General features: G+C 40.8%; 11 protein-coding genes and 7 pseudogenes. 7 read left to right on the forward strand and 11 right to left on the reverse strand.

Annotated elements, in window-relative coordinates:
- The first annotated feature begins 199 nt into the window (after window positions 1–199).
- Both TT11_RS09985 and TT11_RS09990 read left to right on the forward strand, forming a co-directional pair.
- Window positions 200–2,143 (forward strand): HAMP domain-containing sensor histidine kinase, encoded by a 1,944-nt coding sequence (locus tag TT11_RS09985; protein WP_261870298.1) that lies wholly within the window; start codon window positions 200–202, stop codon window positions 2,141–2,143.
- 34 nt (window positions 2,144–2,177) lie between these two features.
- A complete protein-coding gene (locus tag TT11_RS09990) occupies window positions 2,178–2,870 on the forward strand; it encodes a response regulator (RefSeq protein WP_261870300.1) in 693 nt (230 codons plus the stop codon).
- A gap of 105 nt (window positions 2,871–2,975) precedes the next feature.
- On the opposite strand, the gene TT11_RS09995 is transcribed toward TT11_RS09990, so the two are convergent.
- The 8 genes and pseudogenes from TT11_RS09995 to rpmH all read right to left on the reverse strand — a co-directional run bounded on the left by TT11_RS09995 (window position 2,976) and on the right by rpmH (window position 10,453).
- Window positions 2,976–3,650, reverse strand: coding sequence for a riboflavin synthase (locus tag TT11_RS09995; RefSeq protein WP_261870301.1), 675 nt, complete (start codon window positions 3,648–3,650; stop codon window positions 2,976–2,978).
- 431 nt (window positions 3,651–4,081) lie between these two features.
- Window positions 4,082–5,137 (reverse strand): bifunctional diaminohydroxyphosphoribosylaminopyrimidine deaminase/5-amino-6-(5-phosphoribosylamino)uracil reductase RibD, encoded by a 1,056-nt coding sequence (gene ribD / locus TT11_RS10000; RefSeq protein WP_261870303.1) that lies wholly within the window; start codon window positions 5,135–5,137, stop codon window positions 4,082–4,084.
- 126 nt (window positions 5,138–5,263) lie between these two features.
- Complete coding sequence (gene nrdR / locus TT11_RS10005; protein ID WP_057762240.1) at window positions 5,264–5,722, reverse strand: transcriptional regulator NrdR; 459 nt, start codon at window positions 5,720–5,722, stop codon at window positions 5,264–5,266.
- 86 nt (window positions 5,723–5,808) lie between these two features.
- Window positions 5,809–7,198: pseudogene (mnmE, locus tag TT11_RS10010) on the reverse strand (tRNA uridine-5-carboxymethylaminomethyl(34) synthesis GTPase MnmE).
- Between the two features lie 281 nt (window positions 7,199–7,479).
- A complete protein-coding gene (gene yidC, locus TT11_RS10015; RefSeq protein ID WP_261870304.1) occupies window positions 7,480–9,162 on the reverse strand; it encodes a membrane protein insertase YidC in 1,683 nt (560 codons plus the stop codon).
- Window positions 9,163–9,378: 216 nt separating this feature from the next.
- A pseudogene (gene yidD / locus TT11_RS10020) lies at window positions 9,379–9,761 on the reverse strand (membrane protein insertion efficiency factor YidD).
- Window positions 9,762–9,831: 70 nt separating this feature from the next.
- Window positions 9,832–10,137: a ribonuclease P protein component gene (rnpA, locus tag TT11_RS10025; RefSeq protein ID WP_261870306.1), complete on the reverse strand. Its 306-nt coding sequence runs from the start codon at window positions 10,135–10,137 to the stop codon at window positions 9,832–9,834.
- 179 nt (window positions 10,138–10,316) lie between these two features.
- A pseudogene (gene rpmH / locus TT11_RS10030) lies at window positions 10,317–10,453 on the reverse strand (50S ribosomal protein L34).
- A gap of 592 nt (window positions 10,454–11,045) precedes the next feature.
- Between rpmH and dnaA the strand changes: the two are divergent.
- From dnaA to TT11_RS10055, 5 genes and pseudogenes are all read left to right on the forward strand, one after another.
- Window positions 11,046–12,485 (forward strand): annotated as a pseudogene (dnaA, locus tag TT11_RS10035) (chromosomal replication initiator protein DnaA).
- 160 nt (window positions 12,486–12,645) lie between these two features.
- Window positions 12,646–13,821 (forward strand): annotated as a pseudogene (gene dnaN / locus TT11_RS10040) (DNA polymerase III subunit beta).
- Between the two features lie 138 nt (window positions 13,822–13,959).
- A pseudogene (locus TT11_RS10045) lies at window positions 13,960–15,170 on the forward strand (DNA replication/repair protein RecF).
- A 511-nt stretch (window positions 15,171–15,681) separates the two neighbouring features.
- Window positions 15,682–18,297, forward strand: a pseudogene (gyrB, locus tag TT11_RS10050) (DNA topoisomerase (ATP-hydrolyzing) subunit B).
- A 126-nt stretch (window positions 18,298–18,423) separates the two neighbouring features.
- Window positions 18,424–19,047 (forward strand): manganese efflux pump MntP family protein, encoded by a 624-nt coding sequence (locus TT11_RS10055; protein WP_261870307.1) that lies wholly within the window; start codon window positions 18,424–18,426, stop codon window positions 19,045–19,047.
- A 109-nt stretch (window positions 19,048–19,156) separates the two neighbouring features.
- On the opposite strand, the gene rlmF is transcribed toward TT11_RS10055, so the two are convergent.
- The 3 genes from rlmF to TT11_RS10070 all read right to left on the reverse strand — a co-directional run bounded on the left by rlmF (window position 19,157) and on the right by TT11_RS10070 (window position 21,056).
- Window positions 19,157–20,194 (reverse strand): 23S rRNA (adenine(1618)-N(6))-methyltransferase RlmF, encoded by a 1,038-nt coding sequence (gene rlmF / locus TT11_RS10060; RefSeq protein ID WP_134292782.1) that lies wholly within the window; start codon window positions 20,192–20,194, stop codon window positions 19,157–19,159.
- Between the two features lie 87 nt (window positions 20,195–20,281).
- On the reverse strand, window positions 20,282–20,605 hold the full coding sequence (locus TT11_RS10065; protein WP_370587834.1) for a LysE family transporter: 324 nt from the start codon (window positions 20,603–20,605) through the stop codon (window positions 20,282–20,284).
- A gap of 31 nt (window positions 20,606–20,636) precedes the next feature.
- A complete protein-coding gene (locus tag TT11_RS10070; protein ID WP_261870310.1) occupies window positions 20,637–21,056 on the reverse strand; it encodes a LysE family translocator in 420 nt (139 codons plus the stop codon).
- Between the last annotated feature and the right edge of the window lie 109 nt (window positions 21,057–21,165).

Consider the following 21,165-nt stretch of genomic DNA (forward strand, 5'->3'; position numbering starts at 1 on the left):
AGGTAACACTAAAAATTTTAGACAATTCAACTGTCGTATAATTCACCTACTATATGTAGAAACTTCGTTTTTATTTCACTATATTCTTTCGTGTCGAGATAGGGCCACGCTTTCATGCAACAGTTTCAGTCCTTACAGCGCTTATTGATTTTTTTATGCCTTGTCTCTCACGGTTATGTTACTGCTGTACTATGTCACAATGTTTGATGGGATAAGAAAACATAGTGAGCAACATAGCATAGATACTTTTTATGCCCTACAGCACAGTATTATTGAGCATGCAGCGCATGTAGATAGTGAAATAAAAAGAATCTTAGAGCAACCTACTTTTGACCACCTTAGCTATCAGCTGATTTTAATGATGCCTTCTGGGCAGACCTATATTCATCATAACACTCGTCCTAATGAATCTGCTTTTTCTACCGTTGCTTTCCCTACCATCGGTACATCAGCTTCTAGCAGCAGCGACCATAGCTCTTATACCGTCAATAGCAATGAACTAACAGGAATCATTAATCTAAAAAGCGGACATCAGATTTATATCGTACTACGCCACGAACCTTTTGTTGTTGACTGGATATCTTACCGTTATTGGCTCCCTTTGATGGTCGCTATCGTACTGTTCTTCATGGCATTGCTCTATATGCTTAATCGTCGTACTAACTGGGAGCAATTACTGGTTTATACGGATAGTTTGAGTAGCCGCGCAAAAGAATCTTATACGCCGCCACCGTTTTTACAAAAGAAATCTACTACCGAGTTCATGCTGTTAGGTCATGCGCTAAGTCGCGTCAGCTACCAACTACATAATGACTATCGGCGTATCAAAACACTGTCTCATCGTTTAGAACGCTTGGTTGATCAGGCACCCTTACCGATGTTGATGAGTATACGACATGGTCAAATTAGTTTCTATAATCAGCGTTTTGAGCAAGTATTTACCCCTCCTACACAGAGTGAACAGAGCTATGAGCTGACTGATTTCGTTGAAGGGAAAGACGAGGCCACTCAAATACTGTTAAAAACCATCTCAAGTCTACGCGTTACTCGCACACTCATGGTTTATGGCTTGGAAAACAAACAAGCCTACCAACTACACGTAACACCATGGTTTGGCGAACATGGGCAAGTTCACGGTTTTACTGTGATTTTTAATAATGTTGATGAAATTTTCCATCAATCTGAACAACTACAGCTGCACAACCAACAACTGCAATTACAAATTGATGAATCAAACGAAGCCCAAGCATTTATAGGTCGTAAGTTAAGGTTACCACTAGAGAAAATAATTGATTCGTTGGAACCCATCGACCCTTCAACATTGACGGCTCAAGGCAAAAAAACTCTAAATACATTGATTACAACCAGTCAAAGCATGTTGACTGTGCTCAATGAGACGCTAGCAACAGAGGAAGTTGAAGTCAGAAAAACACGTTTGAGTATAGAAACGGTTGATATTTACAAGGTAAGCAAAGAGGTTAGCAATTTAGTCACAAAAGAAATAAGACAACAAGGGTTAGAATTGATCTATTTCTTTGCGCCGGACTGTCCTCGTTACATCGAAACTGATTACATTCGACTGCACCATATCCTATTAAATCTGTTGAAAAACGCTATTAGCTTTACAACATCAGGCTATGTCGCGCTCACTGTTGATCGTGTATCTGAAGATAAAGCAACGCGAATAAGTAATCAGGATTTAACTCCTAACAATGACACGACAGTGCCTGCGCAGACATCTTATTGGATTCGATTTAGCGTAAAAGACACTGGAGTAACTATTACTCCTGAGAGACAAAATCAATTAGTCAATATCTTGAATCAAAGCAATCATAACTTAGTTGAAGACAGTAATATTGGCTTGAGTGATGCCAATAGCTTTGCTCAGTTACTCGGCGGTTTTATCGAACTAAGTAATACGGTGGATAAAGAAACGATATTTAGCCTCTACCTTCCTTATCCTCATACCACTTATCAATCGGTATATCATCGTTGTTCGCAGCTGCCCCATATTCACCTTATCGCTATCATCAATCAGCCTCTAGTTGCTGAACATTTACAACGTTTGTGCGAGTACTTAACGATATCCGTGACTATCTACAGCACTTTAGATAGAGCCACTGTACAGCAGCTAAAAAAATAAATTAAAACAAGATGAGCAAACCATCATTCCTGTCTTGTTATTAGATTATGAATACAGCGAATCCATCACCTTATCAGCTCATGCGAGCAACAAGTATAGCGAGCAACAAGAAGTGTTAAACGACCTAGTCGCTACGCCTTCACTACCAAAGATATTACTTAGCATGAAACTTGAAAGGCATATACCCTCTATTTTACTAGGCCAATATGATGGATTTTTGACCAAACCCTTGGACGCAAGTTTATTACTGTCTGAACTGCTACGTTTAACCTTGTTTGCAAGGAAAACGCTAAACATACTGGTCAAACATCAATATGACAGCAGTCTATCTTTTGTAGAAGATACACCTAAGAAAGAAATCTTGTCTCCACTGATTTTGGTCGTAGAAGACAGTCCTACTAACCAAAAGATAGCCTGTAAGATGTTAAGTAAGCTTGGTTATCGTAGTATTGTCGCAGAAGATGGACAGCAAGCACTCGAGAAACTCAAAAGCCAACGTGAAGAAATTTCTTTGATTTTGATGGACTGCCGAATGCCCATTATGGATGGCTTACAAGCCACACAAGTGATTCGCTCGCAAGGTGATAAAATACCAATTGTGGCGCTAACTGCGAATAATACAGAAGAAGATCGCGAGGCTTGTATACAAGTAGGTATGGACGAGTTTTTATCCAAACCCATTAGTAAGAAAGACTTAGAATCCGTTTTGCAGAGTTTTATACAATAAATCTCTAGTGCAAATAAAAAATACCCTATAAATATCACTTAATCAAAGTAATATCGATAGGGTCGAAAACTTGGTGCGAGGATGATATTTCGGTAAGCTTAATTGTTATTTCATAAATCCATTATCGGCTAAAAATGCTTCTGTGATTTGGTTTTGCGGGTTTGACGCATTCATACCGTCAGATTGAGATTTATTTAATAGACGCTCTAGATAACGGGCAACGATATCTACTTCAATATTTACTTTGTTGCCTACTAACCAATGCTTAGCGATATTTGTCACTTGAGCAGTATGCGGAATGATATTTAGAGAAACAATATTGTCACGCACTAAATTGGTCGTCAGACTAATACCATCTACTGTGATAGAGCCTTTGGTCGCTGTATAGTGCGCCAGCTCTTGCGGTATCTCAATCTCTATATAAATAGAACGAGCATCTTGTTGTAATTTGCTAACGACCCCTACTCCATCTACATGACCAGCGACGATATGACCACCAAAACGAGTCGTCGGTAGCATGGCCTTTTCTAGATTGACCGTATGACCTGCTTTTAACCCTTCTAATGCTGTCCTAGCAATCGTTTCACGTGAGACATCAACAGAGTAGTAATTACTTCCGAGCTCCACCACGGTTAAACAAATACCATTTGATGCAATAGAATCGCCTAGCTTCACGTCACTGAAATCTAAGTCATCAGACTCTACTGTCAAACGTATATCACCGCCTGTGGCCTGCATAGATTTAACTTTTCCAACGCTTTCTATAATTCCAGTAAACATATTACCCTCATCTCATTACTGTATGGCCTTCATAGGCGAATATTTTAGTTTATCAAATCAGCTATAAATTCTTTATCACAACTTATTCAAATAATTGACAGTGAAACATCGTTAGACTTGACCTTTAATAGGATAGATTGTGGATAAGTAGAGATAAATCAATAGAGATATAGCTAGAAGTCGCTATAAAAACATAGTTATCCACAACAAATGTAAATTTCTCATGGTACGTACTCATCTAGAAAATAAATCATAAGCTATTGATTTAAAGTAACATTTATTAAAACACTTAAGATAGACACCTCTCATCTGTTTCATATGAAACAAAGTTATGCACAGTTCCATGTGAAACACGTAAACCAATAACTAATTTATCCACATTTTGGGCTTATTATCAAAACTCATGGACAACATACTTATTTGAAAAATATTTATAAAGGTAATAAGGTTAATTTGAGATCTGGACCAAGCTGCTGATGACTTTCTATATCAAACCGTAACTGCTGAGCAAGGAACATAGGATTGAAATCAACCATTGGACGAGCTTCATCACCAAGTAAGCAAGGTGCTTGATATACGATTAACTCATCTACCAACTGTTGACTCAAAAAACTACCTGCAACGCTAGCACCTGCTTCCACCAACACATCATAGCATTGATGCTCCTTAACCAGTTTCGCCAACAACGCCGGCAAATCATCTTCATACCAATAAATAGTATCTGGATGCCGACACAGCTGATGATCAGACTGTAGGCTGTGCTTTAAACGCTGACGCCTATCAAGTATGACTATTTTAGGATTAGGTATTTTCTCAGGCGGTACGTCTAGTTGTCTTGAGCGCACATTGAGCTGTGGGTTATCAGTTATTACGGTTTCACTACCTGTAATAATCGCACCACTTTGTGCTCGTAGTTTTTGTACATCCTCGCGAGCAGCTGTCGAGGTAATCCACTTAGATTCGCCAGATGCCATCGCTGTACGGCCGTCTAAACTGGTCGCTATTTTCAATCTTACATAGGGCATCTGAGTGCGCATGGCTTTTAGAAAACCACGGTTTAGTGCCTCTGCCTGCTCTGTCAGGACACCGACTGTTACCTCAATGCCAGCTTGCTCTAATAGTTTCACACCGCGACCTGCGACCTGCGGATTTGGATCCAGACCTGCAATCACAACACGTTTCACATTCGCGGCAACAAGCGCCACCGCACATGGCGGCGTACGTCCCGTATGACTACATGGCTCTAATGTAACGTAAGCAGTTGCCCCTGCTGCCTGTGTACCAGCCTCTTTAAGTGCAAACACTTCTGCATGTGGCTCACCAGCTTTAGGGTGAAACCCTTGACCAACAATCTGCTCTGCCTGAACAATAACGCAGCCCACTGCAGGATTGGGTCTAGTAGTATACAAACCGCGCTTCGCTTGTTCGATAGCAAGCATCATAAAGTAGCGGTCTTGTGCATCTTGAGCATGGCTTTGAATAGACATAAGGCTAGGCTTAATAAATGATTGAGGGTTCTATATAAGAAAATAAAGTTCGAAATCTGATTGGTAATTCTGATAAGTGATTAGGATTCACTCATCAACTAGAGCTTACTTAAAAGCTTACTTCGCTTATTTTTCATTTGGACGAATATTGGCAATTTCTTGATGAAATGCATCGATATCTTGAAAGTCGCGATACACGCTAGCAAAGCGTACATAGGCGACATCATCCAAAGTTTTAAGCTCACTCATGATGATTTCACCCAAGACTTTACTACTGATTTCTCGCTCACCCATCTGCCTAACACGCTTTTCGATACGACTAATCATCGCCTCCTGTTCATCGATAGTGATAGGACGCTTTTGTAAAGGTAGTAAAATAGAACGGCGCAGCTTTTCATTGTCGTAAGGTTCAATCTTGTTGCTCGATTTGATAATCCTTGGCATGACCACTTCTACCATCTCAAAAGTCGTGAAACGTTCTTGGCAGCTGTTACATGAACGGCGTCGACGCACTTGTGCCCCTTCCGCAGCCAGACGTGAGTCAATAACTTTGGTCTCTGACGCATTACAGTACGGACAGTGCATAACATTTCCTTATTTTACGATTGAGAATAAGAGTAGTGTTTTCAAGATAGCTAATTTATCAAATAATAAAGAACACCGTTTATCCGTTATTTACCAATACAAAAGCTACCAAATATTTTACCCAATAAGTCATCGGCACTGAACTCACCTGTTATTTCACCCAAGCTCTGCTGTGCCTGACGTAAGCTATCAGCAACCAACTCACCTGCTTCAAATACGGTTAATTGTTCATGAGCTTCTGCCAAGAAATTAGCAGTTCGTCTAAGCGCGTCGAGATGTCTGGTACGAGCAATTAAGCTATTCTCTGGTGGATGGAAGCCTACTTTCTCACATAGCGCTTCAACCAAATTATCGATACCAGTGCCTGTTTCACATGAAACATTAACTTGCTGATAGCCTCTATTCTTGATTTCAGCTTGGGTCATAGCAGCACTTTTTTTCTTTATCATTATCGCTTAATAAGTCGCTTTTATTAGCAATGATTAGTAAGCGTTTAGCTTCTGGCAATTCACCAAATAACTGTTCAGCAAGCTGTAACGGTGTGCTTTCTTCTTCAACATCGCGAGTCACATCATAGACCATCAGTAGCATATCAGCCTGCGTGATGGCAGTACGGGCACGCTCGATTCCGATACGTTCCACAGTGTCTTCTGTCTCACGTAGGCCTGCTGTGTCAGTCAGGTGTAGCGTCAAACCATTGAGCACAACGGTCTCTTGCAGCGTATCACGTGTAGTACCGGCGACATCAGTCACGATAGCACGCTCTTGCCCTGCAAGGCGGTTGAGCAAGCTAGATTTACCTGCGTTTGGCCTACCTGCTAGCACGACATGGATACCGTCACGCAAAAGCTGACCTTGCTTTGCCGTTGCTAAGACTTGTTGTATCTTATCTTGCGTTTGTTCAAGTTTACTTTGTATGACGCCATCAGACAAAAAATCGACGTCTTCTTCATCAGGGAAATCAATCGCAGCTTCAACATGTAAACGAAGGTGAATTAACTGTTCTAATAACTGGTTAATCTTCTGTGAGAACTCACCGCTCAGAGAGCGAATCGCACTACTGGCCGCGGCGGCACTGGTCGCATCAATCGCATCAGCTATCGCTTCTGCCTGCACTAAGTCCAACTTGTCATTATCAAAGGCACGATAAGAGAACTCTCCTGCACTCGCTTGCTTGGCACCTAGCTCAAAAACTCGTGCAAGCAACTGGTTTTGCAAAATAACACCGCCATGCCCTTGCAGCTCAATCACATCTTCACCTGTGAATGAATACGGACCTTTAAAGAACAATACCAATCCCTCATCAATGACAGTGCCATCAGCTTGATAAAAACGACAAAAGCTAGCCATTCGCGGCGTAAAAGCAGACTTACCTGTTAGAGCACATGCCATGTCGTAGGCACGACTGCCTGATAGACGTATGACACCCACACCCCCTCGCCCAAGCGGTGTTGCAATCGCAGCAATTGTGGCCAATCCAGATGTATTAGACTTTTCAGAAGAATTAGGTACGGCTAATGCTGTCTCTAAGGAATCCACAATGACTCTCGATATTTAAAAACTCCATTATAGACGTCTGGACTCATACTGACAAAGCAAACTTTGAAAGGTAGCCGCATCAGATATATTTTCGTTTTAATATTTATAAACTGTGGATAATGTTGATAAGCTATGGATAACATTTACCACTTATCCACCACCTATAAAAAAAACCACCGCTTGCGCGATGGTTTTTGGTGTTTTTGACAAAGAACTAATTAATCGACCACTTTTACCGTACGACGCTTCTGCTCTTCATCAACTTTTTTATTGACGATATATTGCTGAGTCATACTAAATAAGTTGTTGACTGTCCAATATAAAACCAAACCTGCTGGGAAGAATAGCATGAACGCAGTAAAGATAATCGGCAAGAACTTCATGACTTTTGCTTGCATTGGATCTGCTGGCTGCGGGTTCAACTGCTGCTGCACAAACATCGACGCACCCATTAGCAATGGTAAGATAAACCATGGGTCCATCGCTGACAGATCTTGAATCCACAAAATCCATGGTGCATGACGCAGCTCAACACTCTCTACCAATACCCAATATAAAGCTAAGAAAATCGGCATCTGCATCAAGATTGGTAGACAACCCGCCATCGGATTGACTTTTTCTTCTTTGTATATCGCCATCATCTCTTGTGACATTTTCATACGATCATCGCCATGCTCTTCTTTGAGCACTTTGAGTCTCGGCGCAATGGCACGCATTTTAGCCATCGAGTAGTAGCTCTTATTAGAGAACCACATCAAGGCAATTTTTACTAAGATAGTCAGTAAAATAATTGACCAACCCCAGTTACCAACAACCTTATGCACACCTTCCAAGATAGCAAACAAGACCTTTGATATTGGCCACAGCAGACCATAATCAACTGTTTTGTTAAGGCCTACCGCAACGTCTTTTAGCTCAGACTGAACTTTTGGACCTGCATATAGTGTTGCATTTAAAGTAACTTGTTTGTTTGGTGCTACATTTACTGGTTGGCTATTGAAGCCGATAAAGTAATCACTACCTGTTTCACGAGTAAAGAATTTGCCAGTGAAGTTTTCAGGTGTCCAAGCAGATACGAAGTAATGTTGTACGATACCAACCCAGCCTTTATCGCTAGTGGTCGTCAACTCGCCGTCACTAAAGTCACCAAATTTCAGCTTATTATAAGGATCATCTGGTGTGCCCCAAGCGCCGCCTAAATAAGTCGCCATGCTCAGCGCGCCTTTATCAGACATGCCAGGATCTTTACTATCATCACGCTTTAACTGTGCAAACATCTGACCTTGCCAAGCATTGGTAGAGGCGTTTTGAATCTGATAACTAATATCGATTGGATATTTATTTTCAGTGAAAGTAAAAGTCTTGGTGATCGTCACGCCGTCTTTTTTGTAAGTAAGCGGCACTGACAACGTTTGCTGTCCATCTTCCATCACATAATTGTTAGCAGTATGGCTATAAGTCGCTCTACCTTCTGCTGTATCAATACCGTTCTGACCAATAAGTCCAGATTGAGCCAAATACACACGGTTACTGTTGTTTTCTAACAATACGAAAGGCTTATCGCTATCGAGCGTTGCGTCATACTGCTTGAGCGCAGCATAAACAATATCACCACCTTCTGGATTGATTTTTATATCATAGCGATCAGTTGTTACCGTGATTAGACCAGCGTTTTTCGCAGGAGTCGCTGTCACAGCACTATTATCCACAGGTAATGTCTGTACCGGGATATCACCTGCTGCACCAGTAGTAGAAGGAATGTCAGCACCTACCGAACTCGTAGTTTCTGGCACCGCATCTACAGCTGGAGCATCGGCATAATCATCTCGCCATGCCAAAATCAGCAGATAAGCGGTAATTAGCATCGCAATGATGATCATCACCCGAAATATCTTTTGCATAAACCTTTCCTAGATTAAAAAAATTAGGGAATGAAAAATTAGGGCATGTGTCATGACTGACCTACACAGCTGTCCTGTCACATTGCAACTGTATCAGTAGTCATTTACATAAAATGTGCATCATTTTACTAAAAATCTGTCTCAAATGATACTAAGAGTGTGGATAACTTGTGGGTAACTCAAAGGAGTAGCTATCTGAGACTAAAGAGGTCGACTTTATGTTGATTTCATCAAATAATTAAGCTGTGAAACATAGCTAGTAATGTCTCGATAGACACCCAAACCCTGAAGGTTGATATTTAGTACATCACTAAAAGATATATATTGATAACTATAAGAAGCTAAGGGTAAGGGTACAAAGTCTATACCGTGCCCACCTAAAGGGTGACACCTACTAAGACGTTTTAATAACAACCACCCACCCTTACGAGCGCCATGCCATGTTAAAGCTTGTTTGCCATAATTTGAGCATGTTGGATAATAGCGACAACGTGCAGGTATTATAGGGCTAATTATTTTTTTTGATAAAAAATAATTAAATTAAAAAATATTTTATAAATAACTTTATTTTTATATTTATTTCTAAATAAAAAATTCATTTTATTTTTTTTCTATTTTTTTTAAAAATATTAATTATTTGATTTTTTTAATTCTTTATTATCTATATCTTTAATAGATTTTTTTAACAATAAAAACAATATCTTTATTTTCCATCTTAAAAGCTTTGGTACGGAACTCTTCACGCACATATCTTTTGATTAGATTACGAGCGACAGCAGTAGGTACTTTACGCTTGGTAATAGCCATACCGACTCGCGGCTGTGCATGCTCGTTGGCACGTACAAAAGCCATTAAATGACTCTGATGAATCTTGCGCTCAGGTGCGTCAAATACCTCACGGAAGGCTGCAGGGGTAAGCAGGCGTTGCTGTTTAGTGAAACTAGCTGCAGGTGTATCTGATAGAGTATTGGACATAGTACAACCTAGTAGAATAACGGTAGAAGAAATGATAACAAATTATAGAGACAAAAAAAGCGCCGATGCGGGCGCTTTTAATATATGGCTAAGTGTCAGTTGTGATGATTGACTATCGCAATCTATAAACAATAAGAACACAACAAGCACTATTAGCCATGCTTATCGCAATCTACTGATTATACAGTAAGGCGATGACGTCCTTTAGCGCGGCGACGAGCTAAGACCTGACGGCCTTTTTTTTAGTTGCCATACGAGCACGGAAACCGTGAGTACGTTTACGCTTGATCACGCTTGGTTGGAATGTACGTTTCATAACTCACCTATCAAAATAATGGACTAAATTCGTAATAACGGAGGATTATACCATTCAGTATAGTTTTGGTCAATAAACTAATTTGCTTTGTCCCCAAATAGAAAATAACTCATATGAACCTAGTAAAAATATTTCCTTAGAAACATATTTCTAGTTAACCAAATTCTATATTTATATATTCTATAAATTCCAAAGTTATCCACAGCTAGACTCGAGTACTATAATAATAATTAATTAATATAAGTATAGTATTGTTATTATTGGGACCATGATTATCTGTGGCTAAGTCTATTTTCCTTTTTATTATCAATTTACTAGGTTATGGGTAAGCCTGTGGATAAACTGTGGGTTAAATATGGATAACTAACTTATGAAAGTTATGCACAAAACTGTCCACAGTCTTATCCACAAAAAACAAGGTTTTATCCACAGGGTATCTGTGTTAAATTGGGCGCTACTTGATATACACCTTCGTATAGGATATCAGTACGAACTCTTTGGTTAGTTGTTACGTGTAATATCGAGGCTTAGGTAGCAATTTATATTGCTAAAAAAATAACTATTATTTCAGATTACAAGGTCAGTACTTTTCATGATAGACACAGCAAATATTTGGGATAAATGTCTAAACGATTTGCGTTATAACGTCAAAGACAACGTATTTACTATGTGGCTGAGACCTCTGTCAGCTCATCAAGAGGCGCAAACTTTGATCATTCTTGCTCCCAATGATTATTTTGTGACGTATATCAAGAAGAATCATCTTCAGGATATTCAGCAGTTAGTGACCAAACACAGTCAAGGTAGTATTGAAGAGGTCGTCGTACGTGTTGATAATGCTAGCCGCAATGCAGAAGATAACAGTCAATCAGGTTCTTTATTTGTAGAAGACGAGGTCTCCCCTACCCCATCCGAACATAAATTTGAATCTATTCATCATAACAACGCAAAAGCAGATATCGACGCGAACATGCGTCATAATGAGCCAGTTGAGTCTGCTGATACAAAATCATTAAGCTATCTGAACCCCGACTTTACTTTTGAAACCTTTGTTACAGGTAAATCCAATAACTTGGCTTACAAGGCTTGTTATGAGCTTGGTAAGCGCCAATCAAAAAATCGTCACAATCCTTTATTTATATACGGCCCTTCTGGCTTGGGGAAAACGCATTTAATGCACTCTGTAGCTCATCGCTATTTAAAAAATAATCAAAGTTTTTATTATTTCACTTCTGAAAAATTTATAAATCAATTAGTTTATTCCTTAAGAATAATAAAATAGAAGATTTTAAAAAGAAAATAAAAAAAAGTAGATTTATTAATTGTAGATGATATTCATGTATTGGCAGGAAAGACTAAAAGTAGTAATGAGTTTCTAACATTATTTGCAGATTTTACTAGTGGTGATAAACAGTTAATTTTGGCCTCTGATCGACATCCCTCCCAAATGACGGAATTTGATGAACGATTTAGATCACGGTTTTCTTGGGGGTTAACAGTCGCTGTTGATCCTCCTGAAATTGATACTCGAGTACAAATTCTGCAGAAAAAAGCAGCCTCCTACGGGATGGTATTACCAAAGGAATGTGCGCTATTCATTGCACAAAATGTGGTATCTAATGTCAGACGTTTAGAAGGTGCCTTAAATCAGGTATTTGCCAATGCTAACTTAACAGGGGCACAGATTACCCTTGAGATGGTGCAATACGCACTAAAAGATATCGTTGCGATGCGTGTGCAGGCAGTAAATATGGATAATATCCGTAAGATAGTTGCTGAGTACTATGATGTCACGGTCAAAGATATTATGGGGCGTAAACGTACGCGTAGTATTGCAAGACCACGTCAAATAGCGATGGCTTTGTCGCGTGAATTAACAGGCGATAGCTTCCCTGAAATTGGTCAGTCGTTCGGTGGACGCGACCATACGACGGTGATGCACGCTTGCGATAAAGTAAATGAGTTAAGAGCAGTAGATCCTGCATTTGATAAGGATTATAAAACCCTAGCTCTGATGTTACAGGCAGGATAAAAGCGCTAGATATCGTTGTATTCTAGTAGATACAGATGGTTTATAATATCGAAAATATAAGTCCACAGATGCTTTGTAGATTATCGTCAGCAGACAAGGTATTATTGAGTCATTACGATAAATTTTTATAAAAGAATCATTCAAATAAGAGTAACTAAGCATGCAATTATCGATCAATCGAGAATCGTTACTAAAAGCTATCAACTTGATCGCCAAAGCCGCTGATAAACGCCACAATATGGTTATATTGGGTAATATCAAGCTACAGCTATCAGATTCTGAGCTTATCTTAACAGCGTCAGATTTAGAGGTAGAGCTGACATCGACATTGAAATTGCCTGCTGGTGCTTGTGTAGAAGCAGGTACAACGACGCTTCCTGCAACCAAGCTAAAAGATATTTGTAAATCGCTACCTGCCCAAGCGCAAGTTAATCTAGCAACTCAAGCAAATGAGCGTTGCTTATTAACTAGTGGTAAGAGTCGTTTTACATTAGGGACACTACCAAGCGAAGACTATCCGAGCTTGGGTAACCCTGAAAATATCACCCCTCTGACTATTAGCCGTAATCGTCTTACAGATTTGATTCACAAAACACAGTTTGCAATGGCGATTCAAGATGTACGCTACTATTTAACAGGTATGTTGTTTGACGTTTCACAGCAGCAACTGACAACGGTAGCAACAGACGGTCATAGATTGGCATTAGCCGTAGTGTTATCAATGTAAGCGCAGATCTCAATATGCAAGCTATCTTGCCGCGTAAGGCAGTGATTGAGCTTGAGCGTTTAGCTTCTGAGCTTGGTAAAATGTTGGGTGATCAAGACAACGCAGTTACCCTAAGTTTTGGCCGAGAGTTTTTACAAGTAAGTTTACCATTTGGTGATGTAGATAGTACAGGGCAGGTCAGTCAAGATCTAATGGTAACATTTACCGCGCGTTTGATTGATGGTAAGTTCCCTGATTATCGCCGTGTGATGCCGAGCAATACTGATAAGCTGGCTTTATTCAGTCAGGAAAAAAATGACGGACGTGTTACGCCGCGTTGCCATTTTGAGTAATGAAAAATCTCGTGGTGTGGTCTTTAATTTTGCTAGCGATGGTATGGTCGAAGTACGTGCTAATAATGCTGAGCAGGATGAAGCAGTCGAGATGATACAAGCTAAGTATCAAGGTGAGCCAATGGAGTTGTCATTTAATGCTGCTTATCTGCAAGATGTATTAGGCGTCATCCAAGGCGATTTGCAAATGCATATGAGTCAATCGAATGCCTCTGTATTGGTCAATCAACTAAATGATGAATTCCATCAGTATGTCATTATGCCAATGCGTATATAGTGAGTTTTTCTTTGGAAATAAACAAAATTGAATAGAACTAGTATGTTTCAAAGGGTTTTGTTTTCAATACTCAGTATTTATTTTTAATAAACTTTTGACTGCTAAATAAGTAGGCTTTAATGGGCGGCTATCGATACTATGATTGAACGTCTACAAATATCCCATCTTAGAAACCTTACTCAAATTAGTTTAGAGCCTGCTGCCTGCAACATCATTATCGGTGCAAATGGCAGTGGTAAAACCTCGTTGCTTGAAGCTATATTCTTGTTATCAAGAGGTAAGAGCTTTCGTCATCACCAGCCTAAACGTTATATCCAACATCATCAAAATAACACGACTGTTCATGCTAAGCTCAATGATAGTCGTACTTTAGCTATTCAAAAGCAAGCAAATGCTACGACTATCCTACGTCTCAATCAAACCACTGTTTACAATCAGAGTATCTTAACAGAGCAGCTACCTACGTTACTGATAGATCCATCGACGATGGATATGTTGGAGCAGGGAAGTGCGAGCCGTCGACAGCTGCTAGATTGGTTAGTGTTTCACATGAAACAAGGGTTTCATCCACAATGGATGGCTTATCAACGCTCCTAAAACAGCGCAATAGTTTACTAAAAAGCACACGTCACTTAACTCAGGTACAGCTTGCTGAGCTGAAATCTTGGGATAAGGGACTGAGTAACCATGCTGCTTTGATTCATCATTATCGCGAGCAAGTATTTACTGAATGGAAGCCTTATTTTGCCAAGAGTATCGTACAGCTATTGCCTTCTTACGCTGAGCAACTGAGCCTGAGCTATAACGCTGGTTATGACACCAGTGTTGCGCTAGATGTGCAGCTTAATGAGCGGTTAGAGCAGGATTTGCAACTGGGATATACCCGTATAGGCAATCATCGTGCTGATATTCATGTGCATTGGCGTTCTGATGAGTCTATAAGCGATCAAACGACAGATGCCAGAACAGCAGCTTCAGCACATGATGTTCAAACCAAACTACCAACTTTGAAAGAGCAGGCAGCAAACGTATTGTCTCGCGGTGAAAAGAAACTGCTTATTACCGCACTGCGCCTATCGCAACTACCACTGTTGCTAAACGATGGAGAGCGCAGTGACTCACTCAATGATGATTTGTCATCGAGAGCGACGCCTGTTGTGCTCCTAGATGATATAACTGCAGAATTGGATAATAGAGCTATAGGAATACTGCTATCGACCCTAGCTAAACTCCCTTGCCAAATATTTATGACCAGTCTGAAAGACGATATTTTACCTTTAGTTAATGAACTTTGGTCACAACCAAATGTGTTTCACGTGAAACAAGGTAGGATATCACTTACTGATTAATATCTTATTTTTAATTCATACTCCTGATGATTACCTATCTACTTTCACCTCTCATTATTCATTACACTAGCCACTACTATTTATCCTAACAGTTACTATGTTAAGACGACCTTGCTCAGACCGTAAAACTCTCAGTAAACAGTGACTTAGAAGCAAAAAAATGTTAAAATAACCCTTTATTTTTGTCCTGTGCTCAGCAATTTATCTGATAGCATCATAGAAAAGATTTCTATTTTTCAATTATCTATAAGTATTTGATAACTATGTATTTTATTTATTTCAATAGTTTTAATAACGGTTAGAAAAACAAAGACTATTACTAATAAGTAATTTGCTAATTTTATCTCTGTGCGGCCTTTTTTTGAGGCTAACGGTAGTTAGTAGTTTAGCTGCTCATATGCACTCTAGATTATGAATAATAGACGTTAATTTTAAGATGCCATTATGTAGCGGACTTTTTATAAGTGCGCTAATCATAAATGGCTGATTATGGCTAGATTAAGGAATGTACATGAGTGATTCATTACCTATTGACCACGAGCAATTGATAGACGACAGTGCTACTGAAGCGGCTGTGCCTACTGTAGTTTCAGAGGTGTTACCTTCTGATTATAGTTCTAAAGATATTCGCGTATTGCGTGGGTTAGAGGCCGTACGTGTGCGTCCTGGTATGTATATCGGTGATACCGATGATGGCACAGGCTTGCATCATATGGTCTTTGAGGTAGTGGATAACTCTATCGATGAGGCGCTTGCTGGTCACTGTGATCAGATTGATATCGTTATTCACGAAGATGAATCTGTCAGTGTGATGGATAACGGACGCGGTGTGCCTGTTGATATCCATCCAGAAGAGGGTGTATCAGCGGCTCAGGTTATTATGACTGTCTTGCATGCAGGCGGTAAGTTCGATGACAATAGTTATAAAGTGTCAGGCGGTCTGCACGGTGTGGGTGTATCAGTAGTTAACGCGCTGTCTCAAAAACTTGAGATGAATATCTGGCGCGAAGGATATCATTATCATCAGACTTATACTGATGGTGTACCTGATAACGATATCCAACAGATGGAAGCAACCGATCAAACAGGTACACAAATACGCTTTTATCCTAGCAGTGACGTGTTCACTGGTACGATCTTTGAGTACGATATCTTGGCAAAACGCTTACGTGAGCTATCATTTTTGAACTCTGGTGTGCGTATTGTTTTGACTGATGAGCGTATTGACAAGCGTCATGAGTTTGAGCATAAAGGTGGCTTGCTAGAGTTTGTTAGTTACATCAATGCTGGTAAAGACGGTATCAATGAAGTATTCCATTTTACCAGTCAGCAAGATGACGGTATCAGCGTAGAAGTCGCGCTACAGTGGACAGATACATATAACGAAAAAGTATTGTGCTTCACCAACAATATTCCGCAAAAAGATGGTGGTACTCACTTATCTGGTTTCCGTTCAGCATTGACACGTGGCTTAAATAGCTATATGGATCGCGAGAACTTGTTTAAGAAGGAAAAAGTAGCCGCAACGGGTGATGATGCTCGTGAAGGTTTAACGGCAATCGTCTCTGTTAAAGTACCAGATCCAAAATTCTCAAGTCAGACCAAAGACAAGCTAGTATCAAGCGAAGTGAAATCTGCTGTTGAATCAGCGATGCATGACAAGTTCAATGACTATCTGTTAGAGAATCCAAGTGCAGGTAAAGCCATTGCTAACAAGATTATCGATGCAGCGCGTGCACGTGATGCAGCACGTAAAGCACGTGAAATGACACGTCGCAAGACCACTTTGGATATTGCAGGTCTGCCTGGTAAGTTAGCCGATTGCCAAGAAAAAGATCCAGTATTATCTGAGCTATACATTGTGGAGGGTGACTCTGCAGGTGGTTCAGCCAAACAAGGCCGTAGCCGTAAAACCCAAGCTATTTTGCCATTGAAAGGTAAGATTCTAAACGTTGAGCGTGCTCGTTTTGACAAAATGTTATCTTCTGCGGAAGTAGGCAACCTGATTACTGCATTGGGCTGTGGCATTGGCCCTGACGAATATAATCCTGACAAAGTACGCTATCATAAAATCATCATCATGACCGATGCCGATGTTGATGGATCGCACATTCGTACGTTGCTATTGACGTTCTTCTTCCGTCAAACACCTGAGTTGATCGAGCGTGGTTATGTATATATCGCTCAGCCGCCGCTATACAAAGTGAAAAAAAGGCCGTCAAGAGTTATACCTAAAAGATGACGAAGCGCTTAAAGCGTATCTATTGTCTTCAACAATTGACAATACCAAGCTGCATATCAGTGCTGATGCGCCTGCGATTACTGGTCAAGCGCTTGAGACACTGCTTAATGACTATAACCAGACGCAGTTGATCAAAGCGCGTTTGCAGATTCGCTTCCCAGCGGTAATTTTGGACGCATTGACGCATACGCCAAAACTTAGCACTGACATGACTTATGATGAGTCTGCCATGCAGGATTGGAAAGTAGCGATGCAGACTAAGCTTGATCACTTCGGTAGCGATCTAAGCCCTGAGATTGAATTGGTTAATATCCACGCGCCGCAGCCAAAAAATATGGACGCAGCCGCAGCAGATCTATTGGGTATGACGCCAGTAGTAGGTACTGAGGAAGGCGAAGCGTCAGATAGTGAGGCTTTATCTACCAAGCTCAGTGGCTGCCACGCGTCACGGTATACGTGCATCAACTGGCACACCATTATCTGTTAGATGCCAGCTTTATCAACTCGGGTGAGTATAGCAAGTTGCTGCGTTTATCAAATGAATGGAATACGTTGCTTGAAAGCGATGCCTTTATCCGCCGTGAAGCGTCTGCGGGCACAACGAAAGATATCCCAGTGCGTGACTTCGATTACCTCTGGCAACAAATGATGCTCGATGCGCGTCGTGGTCTAGCTATCCAGCGTTATAAAGGGCTAGGCGAGATGAACGCCGATCAGCTATGGGATACGACGATGGATCCTGAAAACCGTCGTATGCTACGCGTTACCATCGAAGATGCTATTGCCGCTGACCATATGTTTACTTGCTTGATGGGTGATCACGTTGAACCGCGTCGTATCTTCATTGAAGAAAATGCACTAACAGTATCGAACTTAGATATCTAAATTTGAAACTGGTTACTGACAATTTATAAAAATACCGCTTTGATATTCAAGGCGGTATTTTTGTTTCACGTGAAACTCATTTGTTAGCGTTTCTATTACCTAATAATTATAATTTGTGGGAATCAAATGGTTGAAGTAATTTTACTCGCTATTGCTTTAGCGATGGATGCGTTTGCAGTGTCGATAGGGTTGGGTGCTAAGGCTCAAAAATACAGTCATCAATATGTACTGCGCTTGGCTATTTATGCTGCGCTTTACTTTGGTATCGCTCAGGGGATAATGCCTCTTATTGGATACTTATTAGGTGCGGCAATGTTGGGTTGGCTGGCCGCTGCTGCACCTTGGATTGGCGGTACTATATTGATTGCTCTAGGTGGGAAAATGCTTTATGAAGTGTTTACTGCTGATGAGTCAGATACTGACAGTGATGATCTGGACGTCAATGATGATGCTATTAACACTGATGGTGATACAGTAACAGCCACGAGTAAGCATGGACATATCAATCACCGCACTATGTTTACGTTAGCGGTTGCAACTAGTATTGATGCAATGGCAGCAGGGTTTACGCTGAATTTATTGGCACTGAATGCGTGGTTAGCTTGCTTAATTATCGCTGTAGTAACTGCTATATTTGGCTGGATCGGGGTCTATTTGGGACGTCGCTCAGGCACATGGCTAGAGGATAAAGCTGAAGCATTGGGCGGTATCGTGCTTATTGCAATTGGTCTAAAAGTGATGTTTTTTTAGCTAATTTATTTAGATTCTTACTGAGTACTCATAAAAAGCACCACTTTGAATATCAAAGTGGTGCTTTTTTGTTTCACGTGAAACTCGAGTTAGTAATTTTGCTTGATGATTACTCTTCGTCAGTGTCAAAGCGCCAAGCTAGTACGCGAGTGCTTTTCTGACCTTGGCTCATCTCGATGATACGCATTTGAGCGACGTTTAGCTGCTTTAATAACAATTGCAATGGCTTAACGTTTTCAGATTTTGATACTAAGGTTGTGAACCAACCAACGTGTTCTGCAAAGCTCTGGCTTTCTTTTGCCATTTTAGTCAAGAACGCAATTTCGCCACCTTCACTCCATAGCTCTTTGTGCTGACCGCCAAAGTTCAGGTTTTGCGCAGCGTTGCCTGATTTGGTTGAACTGCGGCTGATTTGCTCGCTTTCATTCTTACCACGATGGCGCTGCAAGTTATGTTGCTTTCGGCTATTGGCTTCCATCGCTTCTTCTAATGAAGCATGAAACGGAGGGTTACAAACCACGACATCAAAATAGTCTTGACGACCAATGATGTTTTTAAAGATAAATTTAGGCTCAGGCTGCAGCTTTACTTTGACCGCACTCTTTAGTTTTGGGTTGGCTTCACAAATCAGCGCTGCGGTATTGACCGAGATAGGGTCAATGTCACTTGCTGTAAAGCGCCAGCCATAGCTCTGACTACCAACGATAGGGTAGATAGCACTGGCACCAGTACCGATATCAAGGGCGTGAATTTCTTTGCCTGTTGGCGGTGTATTATCAGCATTTACGTGAGTGGTTTGCGCCAGTAAATCCGCGATATAGTGAATATAATCGGCACGTCCAGGAATCGGCGGACATAGATAGCCTTCAGGAATGTCCCAAAATTTAACCCCGTAATAGTTCGCCAACAGTGCTTTATTCAGCACGCGAACAGCCTGATGATCCGAGAAGTTAATCGTCGACTCACCTTTAGGATTGGTAATGGTGTGGTCAGCAAGCTCAGGTAAAGCTCGAGTCAATACCGCAAAGTCGTAACGACCTTGGTGCGGGTTGCGTGGGTGCAGCTGACCGAGTTTTTTGGCGGTCGCCGGCGATCTGTTTCTGTGTTTACTATTTGCAGGGTTACGGGTCATGGGCTTACTTGTCATAATGTCAGGCTACGATATATGGATATAAGTAACCAGTGTAGCAGATTTCGCAGGTTGCTAATTGTTTATCCGCGCTTTATCGGTCGCTTATCGGTGACGCAATATCAAGTTAAGCCCTAATACGATCATCGCAGTACCCAATACACGGTCGATCCAATGCTCAAATCTTTGGAAGCGTCGATGTACCGCAGGGATAGAAAGTAGCATGACGACCGTACTAAACCACGCCATCTGTAACACCATCATCCATACACCATAAATAGCCAATTGCCAAAGCGGTATGTCAGGCGACAATACAAGAGTAAAAATAGCTACAAAATAGACAGGCGCTTTTGGATTAAAAACATTACAAAGGAATCCGCGACGCAACGTAGTAAAGGTAGATTCGCCATTACTAGGCGATTTTTCGATAGTGGTTTCTTTGGTTGTAGGTGGGGTCTGGCTAGTAAGCGCATCTTGCGAAGTGTGAGTGCTTGAACCTACTTGTGAATCTGCTTTTTCTAAAGCATGTGTTTTTTTCTAAAAGATGAGCTGTTTCTAAATCTGCTGGTTTTTTAGGTTTAGCTTGGATACCTTGCCAACCTAAATAAATCAGATAGCCGCCACCCAACCATTTGATAGTAGTCAATAATGGCTGTGAATGAGCAATGACAGTCGCCAGTCCTAATACAGAATAGATAATATGGACGGCAAGACCCAAGGTAATACCGAGACTACAAATCAAACCTGTGCGTCGGCCTTTTGCTAATGTCTGCTGCGAGACTAAGACAAAATCAGGGCCAGGTGAGGCCGCAGCCAATAGATGTACGCTAGTGATGAGTAAAAAAACCGTGCCAAAATTCCATAAAATACTCTGAACCATATTTAGACCTGCAACATAGTTGCACTTATCGTAAATGAGGTCAACTTTTATCGATTTTTGCACTATGCGAGTCATCTCTATTGCTTGTGTTATAGAACAAGGGTGTCTA

The sequence above is a fragment of the Psychrobacter sp. JCM 18901 genome (assembly GCF_000586435.1).
Taxonomy (GTDB): domain Bacteria; phylum Pseudomonadota; class Gammaproteobacteria; order Pseudomonadales; family Moraxellaceae; genus Psychrobacter.

Coding starts and splice junctions, on each gene's coding strand:
- TT11_RS09985 (WP_261870298.1), top strand. CDS start 200: ATGTTTGATGGGATAAGAAAACATAGTGAGCAACATAGCATAGATACT.
- TT11_RS09995 (WP_261870301.1), bottom strand. CDS start 3,650: ATGTTTACTGGAATTATAGAAAGCGTTGGAAAAGTTAAATCTATGCAG.
- ribD (WP_261870303.1), bottom strand. CDS start 5,137: ATGTCTATTCAAAGCCATGCTCAAGATGCACAAGACCGCTACTTTATG.
- nrdR (WP_057762240.1), bottom strand. CDS start 5,722: ATGCACTGTCCGTACTGTAATGCGTCAGAGACCAAAGTTATTGACTCA.
- yidC (WP_261870304.1), bottom strand. CDS start 9,162: ATGCAAAAGATATTTCGGGTGATGATCATCATTGCGATGCTAATTACC.
- rnpA (WP_261870306.1), bottom strand. CDS start 10,137: ATGTCCAATACTCTATCAGATACACCTGCAGCTAGTTTCACTAAACAG.
- TT11_RS10055 (WP_261870307.1), top strand. CDS start 18,424: ATGGTTGAAGTAATTTTACTCGCTATTGCTTTAGCGATGGATGCGTTT.
- rlmF (WP_134292782.1), bottom strand. CDS start 20,194: ATGACAAGTAAGCCCATGACCCGTAACCCTGCAAATAGTAAACACAGA.
- TT11_RS10070 (WP_261870310.1), bottom strand. CDS start 21,056: ATGGTTCAGAGTATTTTATGGAATTTTGGCACGGTTTTTTTACTCATC.